At 68.9% G+C, this 18,912-nt stretch carries 19 protein-coding genes; 2 read left to right on the top strand and 17 right to left on the bottom strand.

What is annotated here, in order from left to right; all coding sequences use genetic code 11:
- Positions 1-50 precede the first annotated feature (50 nt).
- The 6 genes from H0X91_RS32135 to H0X91_RS32110 form a co-directional block, all read right to left on the bottom strand.
- Positions 51-1,082 (bottom strand): aspartate carbamoyltransferase catalytic subunit, encoded by a 1,032-nt coding sequence (locus tag H0X91_RS32135; protein ID WP_006476735.1) that lies wholly within the window; start codon positions 1,080-1,082, stop codon positions 51-53.
- 73 nt (positions 1,083-1,155) lie between these two features.
- Positions 1,156-1,680 carry a bifunctional pyr operon transcriptional regulator/uracil phosphoribosyltransferase PyrR gene (gene pyrR / locus H0X91_RS32130; protein ID WP_006493013.1) on the bottom strand — a complete coding sequence of 175 codons (525 nt, stop codon included), beginning with the start codon at positions 1,678-1,680 and terminating at the stop codon, positions 1,156-1,158.
- Positions 1,667-2,116 (bottom strand): Holliday junction resolvase RuvX, encoded by a 450-nt coding sequence (ruvX, locus tag H0X91_RS32125; protein WP_006476737.1) that lies wholly within the window; start codon positions 2,114-2,116, stop codon positions 1,667-1,669. Before ruvX ends, pyrR begins: the two co-directional genes overlap by 14 nt.
- A complete protein-coding gene (locus H0X91_RS32120; protein WP_006491354.1) occupies positions 2,113-2,691 on the bottom strand; it encodes a YqgE/AlgH family protein in 579 nt (192 codons plus the stop codon). Before H0X91_RS32120 ends, ruvX begins: the two co-directional genes overlap by 4 nt.
- A 182-nt stretch (positions 2,692-2,873) precedes the next feature.
- Positions 2,874-4,175 carry a hypothetical protein gene (locus H0X91_RS32115; protein WP_196433670.1) on the bottom strand — a complete coding sequence of 434 codons (1,302 nt, stop codon included), beginning with the start codon at positions 4,173-4,175 and terminating at the stop codon, positions 2,874-2,876.
- A 104-nt stretch (positions 4,176-4,279) separates the two neighbouring features.
- Positions 4,280-4,450, bottom strand: a complete 171-nt coding sequence (locus H0X91_RS32110) for a rubredoxin (protein ID WP_004186709.1) — start codon at positions 4,448-4,450, stop codon at positions 4,280-4,282.
- 255 nt (positions 4,451-4,705) lie between these two features.
- Between H0X91_RS32110 and H0X91_RS32105 the strand changes: the two genes are divergently transcribed.
- Positions 4,706-5,572 (top strand): hydroxymethylpyrimidine/phosphomethylpyrimidine kinase, encoded by an 867-nt coding sequence (locus H0X91_RS32105; RefSeq protein ID WP_012492910.1) that lies wholly within the window; start codon positions 4,706-4,708, stop codon positions 5,570-5,572.
- Positions 5,573-5,763: 191 nt separating this feature from the next.
- On the opposite strand, the gene groL is transcribed toward H0X91_RS32105, so the two are convergent.
- From groL to H0X91_RS32050, 11 genes are all read right to left on the bottom strand, one after another.
- The gene (gene groL, locus H0X91_RS32100) at positions 5,764-7,404 is read right to left on the bottom strand and encodes a chaperonin GroEL (RefSeq protein ID WP_006485462.1); all 1,641 of its coding nucleotides are present in this window, start codon (positions 7,402-7,404) and stop codon (positions 5,764-5,766) included.
- 46 nt (positions 7,405-7,450) lie between these two features.
- Complete coding sequence (groES, locus tag H0X91_RS32095) at positions 7,451-7,744, bottom strand: co-chaperone GroES (protein ID WP_004186661.1); 294 nt, start codon at positions 7,742-7,744, stop codon at positions 7,451-7,453.
- A 394-nt stretch (positions 7,745-8,138) separates the two neighbouring features.
- Positions 8,139-8,654 (bottom strand): SRPBCC family protein, encoded by a 516-nt coding sequence (locus H0X91_RS32090; protein ID WP_059721605.1) that lies wholly within the window; start codon positions 8,652-8,654, stop codon positions 8,139-8,141.
- 42 nt (positions 8,655-8,696) lie between these two features.
- Positions 8,697-9,329, bottom strand: coding sequence for a LolA family protein (locus H0X91_RS32085; RefSeq protein WP_048986303.1), 633 nt, complete (start codon positions 9,327-9,329; stop codon positions 8,697-8,699).
- The gene (locus tag H0X91_RS32080) at positions 9,326-9,748 is read right to left on the bottom strand and encodes a hypothetical protein (protein WP_062911448.1); all 423 of its coding nucleotides are present in this window, start codon (positions 9,746-9,748) and stop codon (positions 9,326-9,328) included. The genes H0X91_RS32085 and H0X91_RS32080 overlap by 4 nt, the downstream gene beginning before the upstream one ends.
- Before the next feature lie 26 nt (positions 9,749-9,774).
- The gene (locus H0X91_RS32075; RefSeq protein WP_196433669.1) at positions 9,775-10,557 is read right to left on the bottom strand and encodes an anti-sigma factor family protein; all 783 of its coding nucleotides are present in this window, start codon (positions 10,555-10,557) and stop codon (positions 9,775-9,777) included.
- Positions 10,554-11,069: a sigma-70 family RNA polymerase sigma factor gene (locus H0X91_RS32070; RefSeq protein WP_006496678.1), complete on the bottom strand. Its 516-nt coding sequence runs from the start codon at positions 11,067-11,069 to the stop codon at positions 10,554-10,556. Before H0X91_RS32070 ends, H0X91_RS32075 begins: the two co-directional genes overlap by 4 nt.
- A gap of 27 nt (positions 11,070-11,096) precedes the next feature.
- A complete protein-coding gene (locus tag H0X91_RS32065) occupies positions 11,097-11,456 on the bottom strand; it encodes a COG4315 family predicted lipoprotein (protein WP_034200933.1) in 360 nt (119 codons plus the stop codon).
- Positions 11,457-11,779: 323 nt separating this feature from the next.
- Positions 11,780-14,854 carry a beta strand repeat-containing protein gene (locus tag H0X91_RS32060; RefSeq protein ID WP_196433668.1) on the bottom strand — a complete coding sequence of 1,025 codons (3,075 nt, stop codon included), beginning with the start codon at positions 14,852-14,854 and terminating at the stop codon, positions 11,780-11,782.
- Positions 14,855-15,365: 511 nt separating this feature from the next.
- A complete protein-coding gene (locus H0X91_RS32055; RefSeq protein ID WP_062884060.1) occupies positions 15,366-16,610 on the bottom strand; it encodes an NAD(P)/FAD-dependent oxidoreductase in 1,245 nt (414 codons plus the stop codon).
- Positions 16,611-16,677: 67 nt separating this feature from the next.
- Positions 16,678-17,454, bottom strand: a complete 777-nt coding sequence (locus H0X91_RS32050; RefSeq protein WP_006496681.1) for an ABC transporter substrate-binding protein — start codon at positions 17,452-17,454, stop codon at positions 16,678-16,680.
- Positions 17,455-17,835: 381 nt separating this feature from the next.
- Here H0X91_RS32050 and H0X91_RS32045 point away from each other — a divergent pair, with 381 nt between their 5' ends.
- Positions 17,836-18,810: an ornithine cyclodeaminase family protein gene (locus H0X91_RS32045; RefSeq protein WP_196433667.1), complete on the top strand. Its 975-nt coding sequence runs from the start codon at positions 17,836-17,838 to the stop codon at positions 18,808-18,810.
- Positions 18,811-18,912 lie beyond the last annotated feature (102 nt).

Below are 18,912 nucleotides of genomic sequence, written 5' to 3'. Positions count from 1 at the left end.
GAATGCGTTGATTGCGTTGAATGCCTGAACGAGGAGGCGCGAAAGCGGGCTCAGTCGCTGTTGCCGGCGACGATGCCCATCACCGCCATCCGCACCGCGATGCCGAACGTGACCTGGTTGAGGATCACCGACTGCGGCCCGTCGGCGACCTGCGAATCGATCTCGACGCCGCGGTTCATCGGCCCCGGGTGCATCACGATCGCGTCGGGCGCGGCGAGCGCGAGGCGCTCGGGCGTCAGGCCCCACGTCTTGAAATACTCCTGCGCGGACGGCAGCAGCGCGCCGCTCATCCGTTCGTTCTGCAGGCGCAGCATGATGATCACGTCGACGCCCTTCAGCCCCTCGTCGAGGTTGTGGAACACCTTCACGCCCATCTGTTCGAGGCCGCCCGGCAGCAGCGTGCGCGGGCCGATCGCGCGCACTTCCGGCACGCCGAGCGTGGTCAGCGCGTGGATGTCGGAGCGCGCGACGCGCGAATGCAGGATGTCGCCGACGATCGCCACGCGCAGCTTCGTGAAGTCGCGCTTGTAGTGACGAATCGTGTACATGTCGAGCAGGCCCTGCGTCGGGTGCGCGTGGCGGCCGTCGCCGGCGTTGATCACGTGCACGTGCGGCGCGCAGTGCTCGGCGATCAGGTACGGCGCGCCGCTCGACGCGTGCCGCACGACGAACAGGTCGGCATGCATCGCCGACAGGTTGTTGATCGTGTCGAGCAGCGATTCGCCCTTGCTCGTCGACGACGCGTTGATGTTCAGGTTCAGCACGTCGGCCGACAGGCGCGTCGCGGCGATCTCGAAGGTCGTGCGCGTGCGCGTCGAGTTCTCGAAGAACAGGTTGAACACGGACTTGCCGCGCAGCAGCGGCACCTTCTTCACCTCGCGGTCCGTCACGCTGACGAACTGCTCGGCCGTATCGAGGATGTGATTGACGATCGAGCGCGGCAGGCCCTCGATCGACAGCAGATGCTTCAGCTCGCCGTTTTTCGTGAGCTGCGGGTTGCCCTTCAGGAACCCGTAGCGAAACCGGTCGGGGCTCGCGGCCGCCGCGGGATTGCCGGTGCGGCCAGTGGTGTCGGTGGTCATGGTGTGCGTGATTCCAACTATGCAAACGGGCCGCGGTGCAAACCAGCGGCCCGGGATACGGTTCGCGTGTCGTTCAGGCGCCGTGCGACTCGCTCTGGGCCTCGATACGCAGCGTGAATCGCGCATCGTCGCGCGCGAGCACGAGCGTCGCGTCGGCCGGCACGTCGAGCGCGCCGCCCGCGAAGCGCGCAGCGACCGGCAGCTCGCGGCCGCCGCGATCGGCCAGCACGGCGAGCTCGACCGCGGCCGGACGGCCGTAGTCGAACAGCTCGTTGAGCGCCGCGCGCACGGTGCGCCCGGTGTACAGCACGTCGTCGACGAGCACGATGCGCGCGCCGTCGATCTCGAACGGCAGCGACGTCGGGCTGGCCTGGCTGTGCAGCCCCTTCTTCGCGTAGTCGTCGCGATGCAGCGCGACGTTGACGACGCCGAACGCCGGTGCGCCGAGATCGCGTGCGAGGCGCTCGGCGAGCCACGCGCCGCCGCTGTGAATGCCGGCGAGCCGCGGGCCGCCCGGTGCGGCGAACGTCGTGCCGTACGCGGCGCGGATCTGGTCGAGCAGGACGCGGTAAAGCGCCTCGGCGTCAATGGTGCTCATGGTCGGACAATTGATCGAGATACTGTTGAAGGATGACGCGCGCGGCTTCGGCATCGAGCATGTCGGTGCGTGCGCGGCCGCGCACGTTGCGCTCGCGCAGTCCGGCCTCGGCCTCGACCGACGAATAGCGCTCGTCGACCCACGTGACGGGCAGCCCGAAGCGGCCGTTCAGCTGGTTGCCGAAGCGCTTCGCCTGCTGCGTCATGTCGTGCGGCGTGCCGTCCGGATGCATCGGCAGGCCCACGACGAGCGCGTCCGGCCGCCATTCGGCCAGCAGGTCGCCGACCGCCTTGAAGCGGTGTTCGCGGTTCAAATTCTGGATCACGACGAGCGCGCGGGCCGAGCGCGTCAGTGCGTTGCCGATCGCGACGCCGATCCGTTTTTCGCCGTAGTCGAACGCCAGGAGCGTCGCATCGCGCGCGCTCGCGCCACTCATGCGTGCCCTGCTTCGCCGGACAGCATCGACGAGCTGACGCCGAGCAGGCCGAGCGCGGCTTCGAAGCGCTCTTCGGCCGGCGTGTCGAACACGATGCGCGGATCGGCGGCGACCGTCAGCCAGCCGTTGCGGGAAATTTCTTCCTCGAGCTGCCCTGCCCCCCAGCCTGCATGGCCGAGCGTCAGCAGGAAGCGCTTCGGGCCGGTGCCCGTCGCGACCGCCTCGAGCACGTCCTTCGACGTCGTCATCTCGAGCCCGCCGTCGACGGACATCGACGAGTTGTAGCTCGCGCCCTCGACCGGCTCGTGCAGCACGAAGCCACGCTCGGTCTGGACCGGGCCGCCGAAGTACACGGGAATGTGCAGCAGCGGCTCGATGTCGAGCTTCAGGTCGATGCGGTTGAACAGCGATTCGAGGTCGATGTCGGTAGGACGATTGATGACGAGGCCGAGCGCACCGCGCTCGCTGTGATCGCAAAGATAGACCACCGTTCCCGAGAACGTCGGATCGGCCATGTTGGGCATGGCGATCAGGAACTGGTTGGTGAGATTGATGCGATCGGAAGGCTTTGACATGGTTTGAATTTTAGCAAAGACGCCGCGACCTGACCGGGCCGCGATCAACAAGCAACGCCGCGCCACGCTGGCAACGGCGCGCGCGGATCACACGGCACTCTAACACGCGCGCGGGCGCTGTCGGCAGCGTGTTGCAGGCCCGCGCGACAAGGGCCGCCGTCGCGTGTCCGTCCCCTTGTTCGTCAGGTCCGGCCGAGCGCCGTACCGAGCGCTGCGGACGCCGCGGTGAGATCCGGCGGCGCGACGCCGGCCGCGATCTTCAGGAGCGCCGCGCGCAGCATGTCGGATGCGTGGCGGTGCGCGTCGAGGCCGCCGTCGGCGAGCGGCACGCCGTGCGCCGCGCGGCGCCACGCCAGGCCGAGCGTGTCGGCGAGCAGCGCCGCGTGGCCGAGCCCGAGCGCGCATGCGGCCGTGCCGACCCGATAGGCCGCGCCGGACGCGTGCCACGCGGCGCCGGCGTCGGCCGTGGCCGGGTCGGCCGCCAGATCGGCCATCGACGCATCGGCGGTCTGCAGGAAATCCTCATAGGCATGCGCGTTGACGGTCACGACGCCGAGCGCGCGAGTGGGCGCGGCCGCGACCGCATCGCGCTCGGCCCGCGCGGCATCGGCCTCCCACAACGCTTCGGACGCGGGCGTGCCGGCGACGTGCCAGTCGACCGTCAATCCGTAGTCGTGCAATACGTCGACGAGCGCGACGTCCTCGGCCGCGGCGCCGAACAGCGCGAAATCGCGCCACAGCAGCGCCAGCGTCTCGCGCACCAATTCGGGCGGCGCGCTGCGTCGGCCCTGCGCGTGTTCGCCGAGCAGCAGGTTGGTCCGCGCGAGAAAGCGCTTCAGCTCCGGCGCGCCGCTTGCGCGCAGCGCGCGCGCACACGCGGCCGCGAGCCGCCAGAAATCGTACGGCCCGTCGTCGGTGAGCGCGGCGAGCAGCGCGTCGAGTTCGTCGAGCGCGGCGCCCGGCGCGCCGTGTTCGGCCCGCAGTACGCCGAGCAGCACCTGCTCGTAACGGGCGCGAATCCGGGGCGCGAATGCGCCGGGCAACGCGCGCAGCGTGGCAGGCGGCACCGCGCGACCGACCAGCGCGAGCGCATCCGGCGGCGTGTGCGTGCGCAGGTCGGCGGCGCTTTGCGCGCGCAACGCACGGAAATGCTCGAAGAGAACGGGCGAGCACGCGAGCTCGCGCAGGTTGTGGCGTCCGACGGCCGCACGAAAATCGCGCAGTGCGGCGCGCCAGCCGGCCGAGGTCGGCTCGGTGGCGACGAGCGGCACGGCGGCCGACAGTTGCCCGGCAAACCGTGCGGCCGGCAACCAGCCGGCTTCCGCCAGCACGGCCGCGGCCGCGGAAAGCGGCGCCGCTGCGTCATCGCGCCGCTCGAATGCGTCGGCGGCCGCCGCCAGCCACGCGTCGGCCGCGCGCACGGCTCCGCCACGCGGGTTGGGCAATGCGTCAGGGTGGGGAACGTTCGCCGGATCGGACGTCATGGACACGCGCGCCTGTCATCGTCAAGTCGCTCGCGCGAACCGCGGCGCGCAAGCGCCGGGCCGGTGCGAGGCCTGAGCGGAGTGTCCGTGGGCCAGCGGCCCGGTCAGATCTGGACCATCTCGAAGTCTTCCTTGCGGGCGCCGCATTCGGGACACGTCCAATTGATCGGGACGTCTTCCCAGCGCGTGCCCGGGGCGATGCCCTCTTCCGGCAGCCCGGCTTCTTCGTCGTAAATCCAGCCACAAATCAGGCACATCCAGCTCTTGTATTCCATCTTAAGCCGCGTCGGGGAAAAGTCGGTAAATTCGGGAGCCATGATGGTACCGTGTCGGGGCCGGACTGCCTAGCAATCGCGCTGGAGGACGGCAACTACGTTGCGCTGCGCTAAAAATTCCGTCGTACCGGCCGGATTCCACCGCATAATGGTTGAAAAGTGCGGCCTGCCGGGCAACACAGGGCAAAAAAAGCCCATTCGCCTCGCCGTCCGCATTTCCGTCGCTTGTCCGTTTTTCTCTTGCCCCATTTTTACATGTCCAGCAACGCCCCTCCGATCGTCCTCACCTTCGGCCTGTCCGATCCCACCGGCGGCTCCGGCCTCCAAGCCGATCTGATGACCCTGGCGAGCATGGGCTGTCACGGCGTGTCCGTCCTGACCGGCTATACCGTGCGCGACTCGGCCGCCTGCGATGAAGTCACGGGCCTCGATCCCGACGTCGTCGCCGCGCAGGCGCGCATGCTGCTCGAAGACATGCCGGTTGCCGCGTTCAAGATCGGCGCGGCGACGCGTGCAGAAGTCGTGAGCGCGATCGCCGAAGTCGTCGCCGACTACGACGGCGTGCCGCTCGTGCTCGCCCCGGACTTCACGCTCGACGACGAGCACGTGCTCGCCGCCGACGACCTGCGCGAATCGATCGCCGACCTGCTGGCGCCGCAAACCACCCTGCTGGTCGCCGACCACGCGACGCTGATCGCGCTCGCCCAGCCGGACGGCGATGCCGAAGCGCCGAATCTCGACGCGGCCGTATCGCACCTGCTGTCGCAGGGCTGCGAATACATCCTGTCGTCGGAAACCGGCTCGCACCGGCTCGTCAATACGCTGTACGGCGAAGAAGGCCAGCTGCGCGAAGACATGTGGGATCGCTCGCCGCACCGGCTGATGGGCATCACCGACACGCTCGGCGCGGCCATCGCGGCGCTGCTCGCGAACGGCCAGGAGCCGCCCGAAGCCGTGCGCGAGGCGCAGGAATACCTGTACCAGGCCGTGCGCGACGCGTTCCGGCCCGGCATGGGCGCGTACCTGCCCGACCGGTTCTTCTGGGCGCGCAGCAACGACGATTCGGATACGCCGCCGGCCGTGAAGGCCGACCCGGCGCCGAGGACGTCGCACCGGCATTGAGTCGCGACGCGGCGGGCAGGTCCCGCCGTCGCACGCCGCGCCTCGACGCTTTGAGGCGTGGCGTATCCGGCCGCCTCGCGTACGCATCGAAAACCGCGCGCACATAAAAAAAGACCCGCATCGCTGCGGGTCTTTTCTTTTGGCTGGAACGCGCATCGCTGCGCGCCCCGGACACCGTCGACCGAAGTCGATTACATGTCCATGCCCATGCCGCCCATGCCGCCCGGCATGCCGCCCGGCATCGGTGCGTCTTCCTTCGGCAGTTCTGCGACAGCTGCGTCGGTCGTCAGCAGCAGGCCTGCCACCGAAGCTGCGTTCTGCAGCGCGGTACGCGTGACCTTGGTCGGGTCGACGACGCCGGCTTCCACCATGTCGACGTACTCGCCCGTTGCTGCGTTGTAGCCGTAGTTGCCCTTGCCTGCTGCAACTGCCGCCACCACGACGCTCGCTTCTTCGCCACCGTTCGTGACGATCTGGCGCAGCGGCTCTTCCATCGCGCGCAGCACGATCTTGATGCCGGCGTTCTGGTCGGCGTTCGCGCCGGTCAGGCCTGCGATCGCGGTGCGTGCACGGATCAGCGCAACGCCGCCACCTGCCACGATGCCTTCTTCCACAGCTGCGCGGGTTGCGTGCAGTGCGTCTTCGACACGTGCCTTCTTTTCCTTCATTTCGACTTCGGTCGCAGCACCGACCTTGATCACTGCAACGCCGCCTGCCAGCTTGGCCACGCGCTCTTGCAGCTTTTCACGGTCGTAGTCCGACGTCGCTTCCTCGATTTGCGCGCGCACTTGCTTCACGCGTGCTTCGATGCTTGCAGCTTCGCCTGCGCCGTCGATGATCGTCGTGTTTTCCTTGCCCACTTCGATGCGCTTCGCCTGGCCCAGTTCCGCCAGCGTTGCCTTCTCGAGCGTCAGGCCGGTTTCTTCCGCGATGACTTGACCGCCGGTCAGGATCGCGATGTCTTCCAGCATCGCCTTGCGACGATCGCCGAAGCCCGGCGCCTTGACCGCAACGGTCTTCAGGATGCCGCGGATGTTGTTGACGACCAGCGTCGCGAGCGCTTCGCCTTCGACGTCTTCTGCGATGATCAGCAGCGGACGGCCAGCCTTCGCGACTTGCTCGAGCACCGGCAGCAGATCACGGATGTTCGACACCTTCTTGTCGTGCAGCAGCACGAACGGGTTGTCGAGGACGGCGACTTGCTTGTCCGGGTTGTTGATGAAGTACGGCGACAGGTAGCCGCGGTCGAATTGCATGCCTTCGACGACGTCGAGTTCGTCGGCCAGCGACTTGCCGTCTTCGACGGTGATGACGCCTTCCTTGCCGACCTTGTCCATCGCTTCAGCGATGCGATCGCCGATCGACGAATCGCTGTTCGCCGAGATCGAGCCGACTTGTGCGATTTCCTTGTTGGTCGTGCACGGCTTGCTGATCTTCTTCAGCTCTTCGACAGCCGCTGCGACTGCCTTGTCGATGCCGCGCTTCAGGTCCATCGGGTTCATGCCCGATGCGACGTACTTCATGCCTTCGCGAACGATCGATTGCGCGAGGACGGTTGCCGTCGTCGTGCCGTCGCCTGCGTTGTCGCTGGTCTTGGAAGCGACTTCCTTGACCATTTGCGCGCCCATGTTCTGGAGCTTGTCCTTCAGCTCGATTTCCTTCGCGACCGACACACCGTCCTTGGTGACCGTCGGGCCGCCGAAGCTGCGCTCGAGCACGACGTTGCGGCCCTTCGGACCCAGCGTGACCTTGACTGCGTTGGCGAGAATGTTCACGCCTTCGACCATCTTCGAACGGGCGGAATCGCCGAATACGACGTCTTTAGCTGCCATCTTCTAACTCCTTGAATTCTTGGGAATATGTACCGTCGGATGACGCTTACTTGGCGTTGACCACGGCCATGATGTCTTCTTCGCGCATGACCAGCAGTTCCTGGCCGTCGACCTTCACGGTCTGGCCTGCGTACTTGCCGAACAGGACGCGATCGCCGACCTTCACGTCGAGCGCGATCGGCGCACCCTTGTCGTCGCGCTTGCCCGGGCCGATGGCCAGGACTTCGCCCTGATCCGGCTTTTCAGCAGCGGCGTCGGGGATCACGATGCCCGAGGCGGTCTTGGTTTCCTGATCCAGGCGCTTGACGATCACGCGATCGTGCAAAGGACGAAGGTTCATATTCACTCCTCTCTTGACTGAGATTGAAGAACGCTTAGGGAATCTGCCCGGCTCATCGCCCGGCAGAGAATTGTTAGCACTCTCGTGCAGCGAGTGCTAATTATATGGACGGGTTTTGACAAATTCAAGAAGGGGAACTGGAGGAATTTTCGGGGCGGCGGCGCAGCGGGGAAAACAGACAAAAGCGACAAAAAACCCTTTTAAAACAAAGACAAACCGAACACATCCAGCTCCGCCCGCGGGCTCGTGCGGCCCGCGCATCTCATCCAGCCCCGTTTGGACACCGGGTAAGCCCGGAGTTCCCGAGACCGCTGACATCGCATCGAAAAAACCGCGCGGACGCCGATTTCGCCCGTCGCGACGCGTCCGTCAGTCGGCTTCGCCGGGCCGATCCTCACGCATCGGCGCAGTCCGCGCCCGACAGCGGCCGAAAGGTCCGGCCGTCCGTCTCGACGGCCGCACCGAGCCGCCGTGCGAGCCCTTTCGCGCCTTCGCGCATCACGACGTCGTGATTCCACCGGAACAGCGGCCGCGCGAGCGGTTCCAGCCAGTTCATCCAGCGCGCGTGCGTGCGGATGTGCCAGTCGTAGCGCACGACGGTGCGCGCGCCGTCGGCGACGAACGACCAGCGGCCGTCGCCCTCGATCGCGCCGCTCGCATGGCCTTCGAGCGCATGCGGCCGCTCGACGCGCCGCACGCGCATGTCGAAGGTCAGCCGGTACGGCAGCGCGCCCTTCCAGGTATACCGGTGCAGCGCGCCGACGCCGCGCGCGTCGCCGGGCTCGAGCTCGACGGTACGCACGGCGCCCTTCCACCAGTCGGGCCAGCGGTCGACCTGGTAGATCGCGTCCCAGACCGCCGCGAGCGGCGCATCCACCCGCCAGGTCGTCGAAAACCGGTACTCCGCCATGCAGCCTCCGGCATGCGCGTCAGGAACACGGATGGCGCGCCGTCAGGGCGCGAAGAAACGCTCGGGAAACGCGACGTCGATCTCCACGTCGTCGAGCGTCACGGTTTCGAGCGGCGTGTCGTCATCGTTCGCGTAGCTGATGACCTTCAGCGGAAAACCGTCCGCGGCGTCGAGCCACAGCCGGTAGCGATGCACGCCGTCGACCGCGTGCGCGGGCGCGCCCGTGACCAGCACGCGCAGCGCGGTCCGGCCGCCGACGGCCTCCTCGCCTTCGGTCACCGTCGCGCCGCCCTGCTGCAGCGCATGCACGTTGCGCAGCAGTTCGCCGACGTCCGAGCGGTCGACCCGGTGGCCGGTGCGGTCGCGCACGAGCGGATTGGACGGCGACAGCGTCAACGCGGGCGGCGCATGCGTGCCGAACGGGCGCAGCCGCACCTTGCCGTCGCCGGGATCGTACGCGAGCACCGCGCCGCGATGCGGCGACACGAAATCCATCCGGACGAAGCCCGGTTTCAGGTACGCGTAGCGGATTTCGGTGTGCTCGCCGTCGCGCGCCGACGAGCGGATCGTCGCGCGGTACGAGCGGACGTGGTCGAAATGCGCCTGCGCGACGGTCACGGGATCGGCTGTCATGCTCGCTCCTATCAGGCTCGCGGCCAGCAACGCGGCGATCATGGCGCCGCCTCGACATCGAGCACGCCTTCCATTCCGCGCGCGCGATGGCTGCCGAAAAACAGCAGCCGGTGCGTGCAATAGTAGGCGAACCGCCCCGGCTGCTGCGGCGTGAAACGAAACGTTCTCGGCGTCGTGCCGAGTTCGGTATGCACCGCGATGCCCGCCTGCGGCGGCGCGTCGATCTCGAAGCTGTGCGGCACGACGCCGGGTTCGGCCGATACGGTCAGCTCGACCGGCACGTGCGCGCGGACGATCACGTGGTTGGGCCGGAAGAAATAGCTGCCGCCGACGATCGTCACCCGCTGCACGCCATCGGCATCGACCGGCACGTGCACCGGCGCATCGCCCTGCGCTCGCGCAAGCATCGTGCCCGCGACGCACGCCGCCAGCACGAGCCCCTTCATCATCGCCGTCTTCATTGCCTGCTCCCTGCGGGCGCCGCGCGTCATCCCTTCCACGCGTCGGTCGGGCCGCCCAGCGCACCGCATGCGTCGATCGCGAGTTCGCGCAGACGCCGTTCGTCGCCGCGACCGGACAGCGCATAACCGATGCCGCGATCCGACCAGAAATACGTGTAGCGACCGTCGGCCGACATCACCCGCGGCGCGAGGCGGCGCGCGTCGTATGCGGTCATGTACAGCGTCACGCGCGCGCCGTCCGCGCGCTGGTACATGAGCTGCGCGGCCGGCCCCGCGTCGCCGGGCAGCAACCGGCCGCCCAGCAGCGCGTAACCGTATTCGTCGAGCGACGGCGCGCGCACCGGCCGGCCGATGCGCGCCGACAGCCACGCGGCGAGACGGGCGGGATCGGCCGCACCCACCTCCACCGGATGCTCGCGGTCGGCGGCGTACTCGGCGTACGCGACATCGGCGCGCGCGGCGAACGCCGGTGCGCGGCCGAATGCCGCCCAGCCCGCATGCAGCGCGACGCCGATCAGCAGGCCGGCCGCCAGCCCCGCGAATGCATGCGCGACGGCGCGCCAGCGCGGCGCGCGGCGCTGCACGAACAACGCGGGCGCGGCACCCGGCAACGGGAACAGCGCCTTCAGCGCATCGCGCTGCGCACGGTAATGCGCAAATCGTTCGGCTTCCTGCGGATCGGACTGCAGGCGCTCGAGCATCTCGCGGCGTTCGTGCCCGGACAATTCGCCGTCCAGCAACGCGGACAGCAGTTGCGCCGACGCATCGTCGTCCTGCTGGTTCGAAGGCTTGCGCGGATCGTCCATCATGGCTTCCCGATCACCCGTAACGTGGCCGTGCCGTGCGCCGGCGGCGCGTCCGACAGCAACGCGCGCATCTGCGCGCGCGCCCGTGCGAGCCGCGACATCACCGTGCCGACCGGCACGCCGAGCACCTGCGCGGCATCGCGATAGCTCAACTCCTCGAGCGCGACCAGCAGCAGCACCTCGCGCTGTTCGACCGGCAGCCGGTACAGCGCGCGCTGCACGTCGCGCAACTCCAGCCCGCCGACCGCGCCCGCAGGCGCGGCCATCGTCTGCCACGGCGCCGTCGCGTCGTCGACCGCGATCTCGTGCCGCGCGCGCAACTGGTCGATGAAGCGGTGCCGCAACAGCGTCAGCAGCCATGCGCGCAGGTGGCCGCCGTCGCGCGGCGGCCGGTTCAGCGCACGCTCGAGCGTGTCCTGCACGAGGTCGTCGGCCCATGCGCGCTCGCCCGTCAGCGCACGCGCATAGCGCGTGAGATGCGGGAGCCACACCAGCAGGTCCGACTCATAGCTCATCGGGATGCCTCGCGCGTCGCCGCGCGGTCATGGCCGCGCGACGTGCCACATGCCGCCGATTCCGTCGCCGCCCGCGTCGCCGGCCTTGTGGTCCATCTTCCAGCGATACAGCGGGCGGCCGCGGTACGCCCACTGCTTTTTGCCGTCGTCGCGGGCGACGAGGCTCAGCGCGCCCGACGCCTTGTCGTACGCGTCGGCGAGCGCGGGCGGCCAGTTGGCCGCGCACGTGCCGTCGCACATGCTCTTGCCCGGCGCATCGCGATCGAATACGTACAGCGTCATGTGCGCTTCGTCGACCAGTTTCCCGTCGCCGGCCTGTGGCGGTTCGGCGGCCGCCGGCCGCGCGATCGCCGCCGTCAGCGCGGCAGCGAAGATCATCCGTTTCATTCCCGTTCTCCTTGGCGTCGTGTCGCGACACGGTGCCGCCGGACGGGACGATCGGCTGCGTCGCGATCATTATCCCGCCGGCCGGCGGTGCCGGAACTCGGTATGTAAACGGACGGCGACGGCCGGTTATTCCATCCGGCAGCGCGACGAGCGGCGACGATCGTTCATGCGACGAAAGAAAGCGGGAACCCGCAAACGACAACGCGGCATGACATCGCTGTCATGCCGCGTTGCGCGACCGTATCGCACGGCCCGTATTGCACGTCCGTTTCGCACGACGGCCGATGCAGCGCCGTCGTGCAGGTTCGGCCGGTTTCGGCTGCTTACCTCGGCAGTGCGCCGGTCAGCGACTGGAGCAGCGTCGTCACCGGTGCGAGCGGGTTGTTCGGCGAGCTGTTGCCCGAGTGCGGCGTCACCGACAGGCTCGGCGCGGAACCGAGCGCCGTGCCCACCGACGTGCCGACCGCGTTGACGACCGTCGCCGTCGAGTTGGCCCCCGTCGTCAGCAGCGAACCGACCGCGCCGGCCGTACCGCCGGCCGCGTTCGCGCCCGCGCCGAGCAGGCTGCCGCCCGCCGCTGCCGTCGAACCGGCCGCCCCCGACAGCGCGCCGGCCGCCTGGCCGAGTGCCGCCGGGCCGGATCCGAGTGCGCCCGTCACCGAACCGAGCGCGCCGGTCAGTGCGCCGGCCGGGTTGCCGCCGCCCGTCAGGCCGCTCACGAGGTTCGTGATCGGCGCGATCGGGCTGTTGCCGGCGGCGCCGGACAGCGTGCCGACCACCTGGTTCACGACGCCTTGCACCGGCGCCAGCGGGTTGGAGCCGCCGAGATTGCCGAGGGCACCCGTCACCGAGTTCAGCGCGCCCGTCAGTGCACCGGCCGGATTGCCGCCGCCGAGCGTGCCGACGACCTGGTTCACGACACCCTGCACCGGCGCCAGCGGGTTCGTGCCGCCCAGTGCGCCGAGCGCGCCCGCCGCCGAGCCGACCGCGTTGCCGAGGGCGCCCGTGGCCGTGCCGATCGCGTTGCTCAGCGTGCCGGCCGGGTTGCTGCCGCCCAGCGTGCCGACGACCTGGTTCACGACGCCTTGCACCGGCGCCAGCGGGTTGGAGCCGCCGAGATTGCCGAGCGCGCCCGTCACCGAACCGAGTGCGCCGGTCAGCGCGCCGGCCGGATTACCGCCCGGCAGCGCATTCTGCAGACCGTTGACGAGGTTCGTGATCGGCGTGATCGGGCTGCCGCCGCCCGCACCGGACAGCGTGCCGACGACCTGGTTGACGACACCCTGCACCGGCGCCAACGGGTTCGCGCCGCTGAGCGCGCCCGTCACCGAGTTCAGCGCGTTCGTCAGCGCACCGGCAGGATCGCCGTTGCCGAGCGTGCCGGCGAGCTGCGTGACGGCACCTTGCACCGGCGCGAGCGGGCTCCCGGCACCGCCGACGTTGCCAAGCGTGCCCGTGATCGTGTTGACCGCGTTGCTCAGTGCGCCGGCCGGGTTGCCGCTGCCGAGCGTGCCCGTGACCTGGTTCACGACGTTCTGGATCGGGGTGATCGGGTTTGCGCCGCCGCCGAGGTTGCCCAACGCGCCGGTTACGGTGCCGAGGGCGCCGGTCAGTGCGCCTGCGGGGTTGCTGCCGCCGATGCCGCCCAGTGCGCCGGTTACCGTGCCGAGGGCACCGGTCAACGCGCCTGCCGGGTTGCCGCCGCCGATGCCGCCCAGTGCGCCGGCTACCGTGCCGAGGGCACCGGTCAGTGCGCCTGCCGGGTTGCCGCCGCCGACGCCACCCAGTGCGCCGGTGACCGTGCCGAGGGCACCGGTCAAGGCGCCTGCCGGATTACCGCCGCCAACGCCGCCCAGTGCGCCGGTTACCGTACCGAGGACACCGGTCAAGGCGCCTGCTGGATTGCCGCCGCCAACACCGCCCAGTGCGCCGGTTACCGTACCGAGGGCACCGGTCAACGCGCCTGCCGGATTGCCGCCGCCAACACCGCCCAGTGCGCCGGTTACCGTACCGAGGGCACCGGTCAGTGCGCCTGCCGGGTTGCCGCCGCCAACGCCGCCCAGTGCGCCGGTTACCGTGCCGAGCGCGCCGGTCAGTGCGCCTGCGGGATTGCTGCCGCCAAGTGCACCCGTCACGCCGTTCACTACGCCTTGCACCGGCGCCAGCGGGTTCGAGCCGCCGCCAAGGTTGCCCAACGCCCCGGTGACCGTGCCCACGGCGCCAGTCAGCGCACCGGCCGGATCGCCACCGCCGATCGTGCCCGTGAGCCCGTTCACGACACCCTGAACCGGTGCCAGCGGGTTCGAGCCGCCGCCGATGCCGCCCAGCGCGCCCGTTGCGGTGCCGAGCGCGTTGCTCAGCGTGCCGGTTGCCGTATTCACCGCGCCGGTCAATGCACCGGCCGGGTTGCCGCCGCTCAGGGCGCCCGTTACTTGATTCACCACACCCTGAACCGGCGCCAGCGGGTTCGAGCCCCCACCGATGCCGCCCAGCGCACCCGTTGCCGTACCGAGCGCGTTGCTCAACGTACCGGTTGCCGTGTTCAGCGCGCCGGTCAGCGCGCCAGCCGGGTTGCCGCCGCTCAACGCACCCGTTACTTGATTCACCACACCCTGAACCGGCGCCAGCGGGTTCGAGCCGCCACCGATGCCGCCCAGTGCGCCCGTTGCGGTGCCGAGCGCGTTGCTCAGCGTGCCGGTTGCCGTATTCAGCGCGCCGGTCAATGCCCCGGCCGGGTTGCCGCCGCTCAACGCACCCGTTACTTGATTCACCACACCCTGAACCGGCGCCAGCGGGTTCGCGCCGCCACCGATGCCGCCCAGCGCGCCGGTGACCGTACCCACGGCACCGCTCAACGCACCTGCCGGGTTGCCGCCACCGAGCGCACCCGTCACCTGATTCACCACACCCTGAACCGGCGCCAGCGGATTCGCACCGCCGCCGATACCGCCCAGCGCACCCGTGGCCGTGCCAACCGCATTGCTCAGCGCGCCCGTCGCCGTATTCAGCGCCCCGGTCAGCGCGCCTGCCGGGTTGCCACCGCCGAGCGCCCCGGTCACCTGATTCACCACGCCTTGCACCGGCGCCAGCGGCTGCACCCCGCCGCCACCGCCGAGTGCGCCCGTCACCGCCCCCACGGCGCCGGACAGCACGTGTCCCGGGTCACCGAGCGACGTCTGAATCGCCCCCGACCCGCCCGCCGTCACGGTGACCGAGCCCAGCGGCGACGTGCCCGTCGCGACCAGCCCGACCGACACGCTGTTCGTCGGCGGATTGACGATCACTTGCGGGATCGGCAGCGAGTCGAGCGCCCCCGCCATCGCGGAACCCGAAGCCAGCACCCCGAACACCGTCGCGACCGACAGCGCCACACCCGTCAATTTAAAATTCTGTCCCATCTTTATTTTCCCCATCTCGGTTGGCACTACGTTGACAAAGCATGGGGACGGATTGCACGAAGCGTGCCAATTCAAAAAACGGGATTGATTCGTCTGCCTAATGACCGGTAATAACGTTTTTTAATCGATTTCAGGCGAAATTCCTGAATTGCGGAGCCCGAATCGTCTGATGAAAAAGGTCGCCGGAACGCGGATGTAACGTAACGTTTGCGAGCCCCGTAGTAACGTGTTCCGGTACATTCCGCGTAACGTCGAAACACGCGATCACGATGAGACCCCATACCGCCATGACGGACTGCCCATTACGCATTTCAGCAATATGAAAATGCATTGATAAATCGCGAATTTGCTGATTTTCTTTTATCGCGCAATTTTCTTTCTTATCGATTACGCAGATCATTTACGATTGCGTGGATTTCGATAACCCGGATAGCAGAATGAAAAACTGTGAAGCGTGCGCATGGCCACCGGCGCGTGCCGGCGGCCGAAGCCGCATCTGCACGCCGCAGGCTCAGCCGAAGCGTGCGGGCCGGTACGGATGGGGATCGATATAGGTCGGCGCGCCCGTCATCATTTCGGCGAGCAGGCGGCCGGTCGCGGGCCCGAGCGTGAGTCCGTGATGGCAATGACCGAACGCGAACCACAAATGCCGGTGGCGCGGCGCGGGCCCGATCACCGGGCGCATGTCGGGCGTGCACGGCCGCATCCCGAGCCACGGCTCCGGGTCGAGCCGCTCGCCGATGCCGAACGCGTCACGCGCCAGCGGTTCGGCGCGCGCGAGCTGCACGCCGGTCGGCGGCGCGTCGCGCGGCGCGATCTCGACGCCCGTCGTGAGTCGCAGGCGGCCGCCCTCCATCGGCGCGACGACGAAGCCTGCCTCGGTATCGCACACGGGCACGTTCAGCGGCGTGCGCGTCGGCCGGTAATGCATGTGATAGCCGCGCTTCGCGCGCAGCGGAATCCGGTAACCGAGCGGCGCGAACACCTGATCGGACCACGGGCCCAGCGCGACCACGGCCGAGCGTGCCACGAGCGGCCCGTGTTCGGTCCGGACCTGCCAGCCGTCATCCACCTGCACGAGCGTCGTCGCGTCGCCGCGCACGAACGTGCCGCCGTCACGCTCGAACAGCCGCGCATAGGCCTTGGTCAGCCCGCCCGGGCTCGACACGGTCTTCGGGTCCTGCCAGTGAAAGGCGCCGCAGAAGGCGTCGCCGATACCGGGCTCGCGCGCGCGCAGCGCATGCGCGTCGAGTACGGTCATCCGCAGCCCGTGCGCATCGGCCACGCGCTGCTGTGCGCGCGCTTCCGCGTCGAACAACGCGGGCGAACGAAACGCCTCGATCCAGCCGCCGTCGTGCACGAGCGGCTGCGCGTCGGTGCGCGCGAGCAGCGCATCGTGCTCGACGACGCTCGCCGCCACGAGCGGCAGCAGGTCGCGCGCGGCGGCCGCGAGCCGCTGCGGCGACGATTCGCGCCAGAAGCGCGCGAGCCAGCCCGCATACGCGGGCAGCGCACGGTAGTCCCAATAGAGATCGACCGAGCGGTTGCGCGCATAGCGCAGCAGCGTGCCGAGCCGGCGCGGAAACGCATACGGCACGACCGACGAGCGCTCGATCAGTCCCGCATTGCCGTGGCTGGTTTCCTCGCCGGGCGCGCGCCGGTCGACGAGCGCGACGCGCAGCCCGCGATCCTGCAGATGCAGCGCCGACGACACGCCGACGATGCCGGCCCCCAGAACGATCACGTCGAAATCCATGGTTCCCCGCACTGCGTCGAGATGGGATGCGCCGTGCGCCGGCCCCGCGGCCGGCACGCGGCGGCGCTTACTTCGCGATGATGTCGCGCTTGAAGTACTTCTGCGACAGCGCGCTCAGCGTGCCGTCCTTCTTCAGCGCGTCGAGCGCGCCGACGATCTTCGCCTGCAGCGCCTTGTCGTTCTTGCGCATCCCGAAGCCGGTGCCTTCGCCGAGCGTCGCTGGATCCTTCAGCGGTTCGCCGACGATCTGGTAGTCGCGGCCGGCCGGCTTGTCGAGGAACCCGTCCTGCGCGGTCTGCGCTTCCTGCACGGCCGCGTCGAGACGCCCCGCGACGAGATCGGCATAGATCTGGTCCTGATCCTGGTACGACACGACGGCCACGCCCGCATTGGCCCAGTGCGCCTTCAGGAAATCCTCCTGCGACGAGCCCTGCAGCACGCCGACGTGCTTGCCGCGCAGGCTCGCGACGTCGGGCTTCAGCGGCGAGCCGTGCTTCGCGACCATCACGATCGGCACCACGTAGATCGCCGGCGTGAAATCGATGCTCTGCTTGCGCTTCGCGGTGATGTTCATCGCCGAGTTGATCGCGTCGAACTTGCGCGCCTGCAGCGCCGGGATCAGCCCGTCGAACGAATTCTCGACCCACACGCACTTCATGTTCAGCTTCGCGCACACCGCGTTGCCGACGTCGACGTCGAAACCCTGCAACTGGCCGGCCGGCGTCTTGCTCTCGAACGGCGGATAGGCGGCTTCGATCCCGAAGCGCAACGTGGTTTCCGCATGGGCCGTGACGGCCGCGCACGCGAGCGCCGCAGCGGCGCAGAGGGAAAGTTTCCAGTTCATGACGGTCCTTCTGTTCTGGAGTGTGGCGATGAAGATCGGGTCGTACGGCGCGCCGGGTCGGGCGCCGGGTCGGCATTCGACGCAGGTGGCCGCCGCATGGCGACGTGTCGGGTCCCGCACGCAGAAATATAGACTTAAAGTCTACTATAGACCATAGGGGATACGAGGAGATCGCGCTGCTGCTTCACGTCGAAATTTCGTCACCCGCTCGGAATGCCGTTGATTTCATGGTGTTTTTCATGGCGATGGCAAAGAATCTCTGTCCCGAAAATAAAAATCCTCCAGATTTCATTTGTCTATATTAGACTTTTCGTCCATCACGAACCCCACCGGACGCCGTCTTTCGAGACTTTCTGTCCAGCCCGAACCGGAGATGTCCTCATGACGCAAACCGTCCCTACTCTGCCGCTGACCGTCGACGAGGCCGCGGTGCGCGCGGCGCTGCCGTCGCTCGACGTGCTCGGCACGCTGCGCCGCATGTTCGCGTCGCTCGCCGCGGCGCGCGCGGTGCAGCCACCGCAGACGCTCACGCTGTTTCCCGACCAGGCCGGCGACTTCATCACGTATCTCGGCGCGCTCGCCGACGCACAGGTATTCGGCGCGAAGCTGTCGCCGTACGTCGTGACGGGCGGCACGCCCGACGGCAAACCGATCGTCACCGCGTGGACCGCGCTGATGTCGATGCAAACCGGCCAGCCGCTGATGTGGTGCGACGCCGGGTTGCTGACCGTCGAGCGCACGGCCGGCACGACGGCGCTCGCGGTCGATTGCCTCGCGCCGCGCGACGCGCGCCGTCTCGCGATCGTCGGCGCGGGCGCGGTCGGCCTTGCGCACCTGAAGCACACGGCGGCGCTGCGCGACTGGGACACGATCCGCGTGTACTCGCCCGCGCTGGTCGGCAACGCGGCGCTGCAGGCGGGCCTCGCCGCGCTCGACCCGCGCGCACGCGCGGCGGCAAGCGTCGAGGCCTGCGTGCGCGATGCGGACGTGGTGATGCTGTGCACGTCGTCGGGCACGCCCGTGCTCGGCGACGGAATGCTCACGCGCCCCGCGCTCGTCACGTCGATCAGCACGAACGTCGCGCGCGCGCACGAAATCCCGCCCGCGTGGCTGCCGGACATGGACGTCTACTGCGACTACCGGCACACGACGCCCGCGAGCGCCGGCGAGATGCAGATCGCCGCGGCCGAGCACGGCTGGGATGCCGGCCGGATCGTCGGCGACCTGCCCGCGCTCGTCGCCGGCAGTTGCGCCGCGCCATCGCGCACGCGTCACGCGTTCTTTCGCTCGATCGGCCTCGGGCTCGAGGACATCGCGATCGCGCACGCGCTGTACACGCATCTGACGCGCGCATGAGCGGCACGCGCACGCGGGGCCGATACAATGGCGCAACCGCCGCGGCGGCCGCGCGCGCGCGCACGGGCATGCCGACCGACGGTACGCCGGCTCGCCGGCCCG

The sequence above is a fragment of the Burkholderia sp. 9777_1386 genome, assembly GCF_015712265.1.
In the GTDB taxonomy this organism is placed as follows: domain Bacteria; phylum Pseudomonadota; class Gammaproteobacteria; order Burkholderiales; family Burkholderiaceae; genus Burkholderia; species Burkholderia cenocepacia.
The sequence above is the reverse complement of the archived record's forward strand: the minus strand, read 5'-3'. Positions and strand labels throughout refer to the sequence as shown.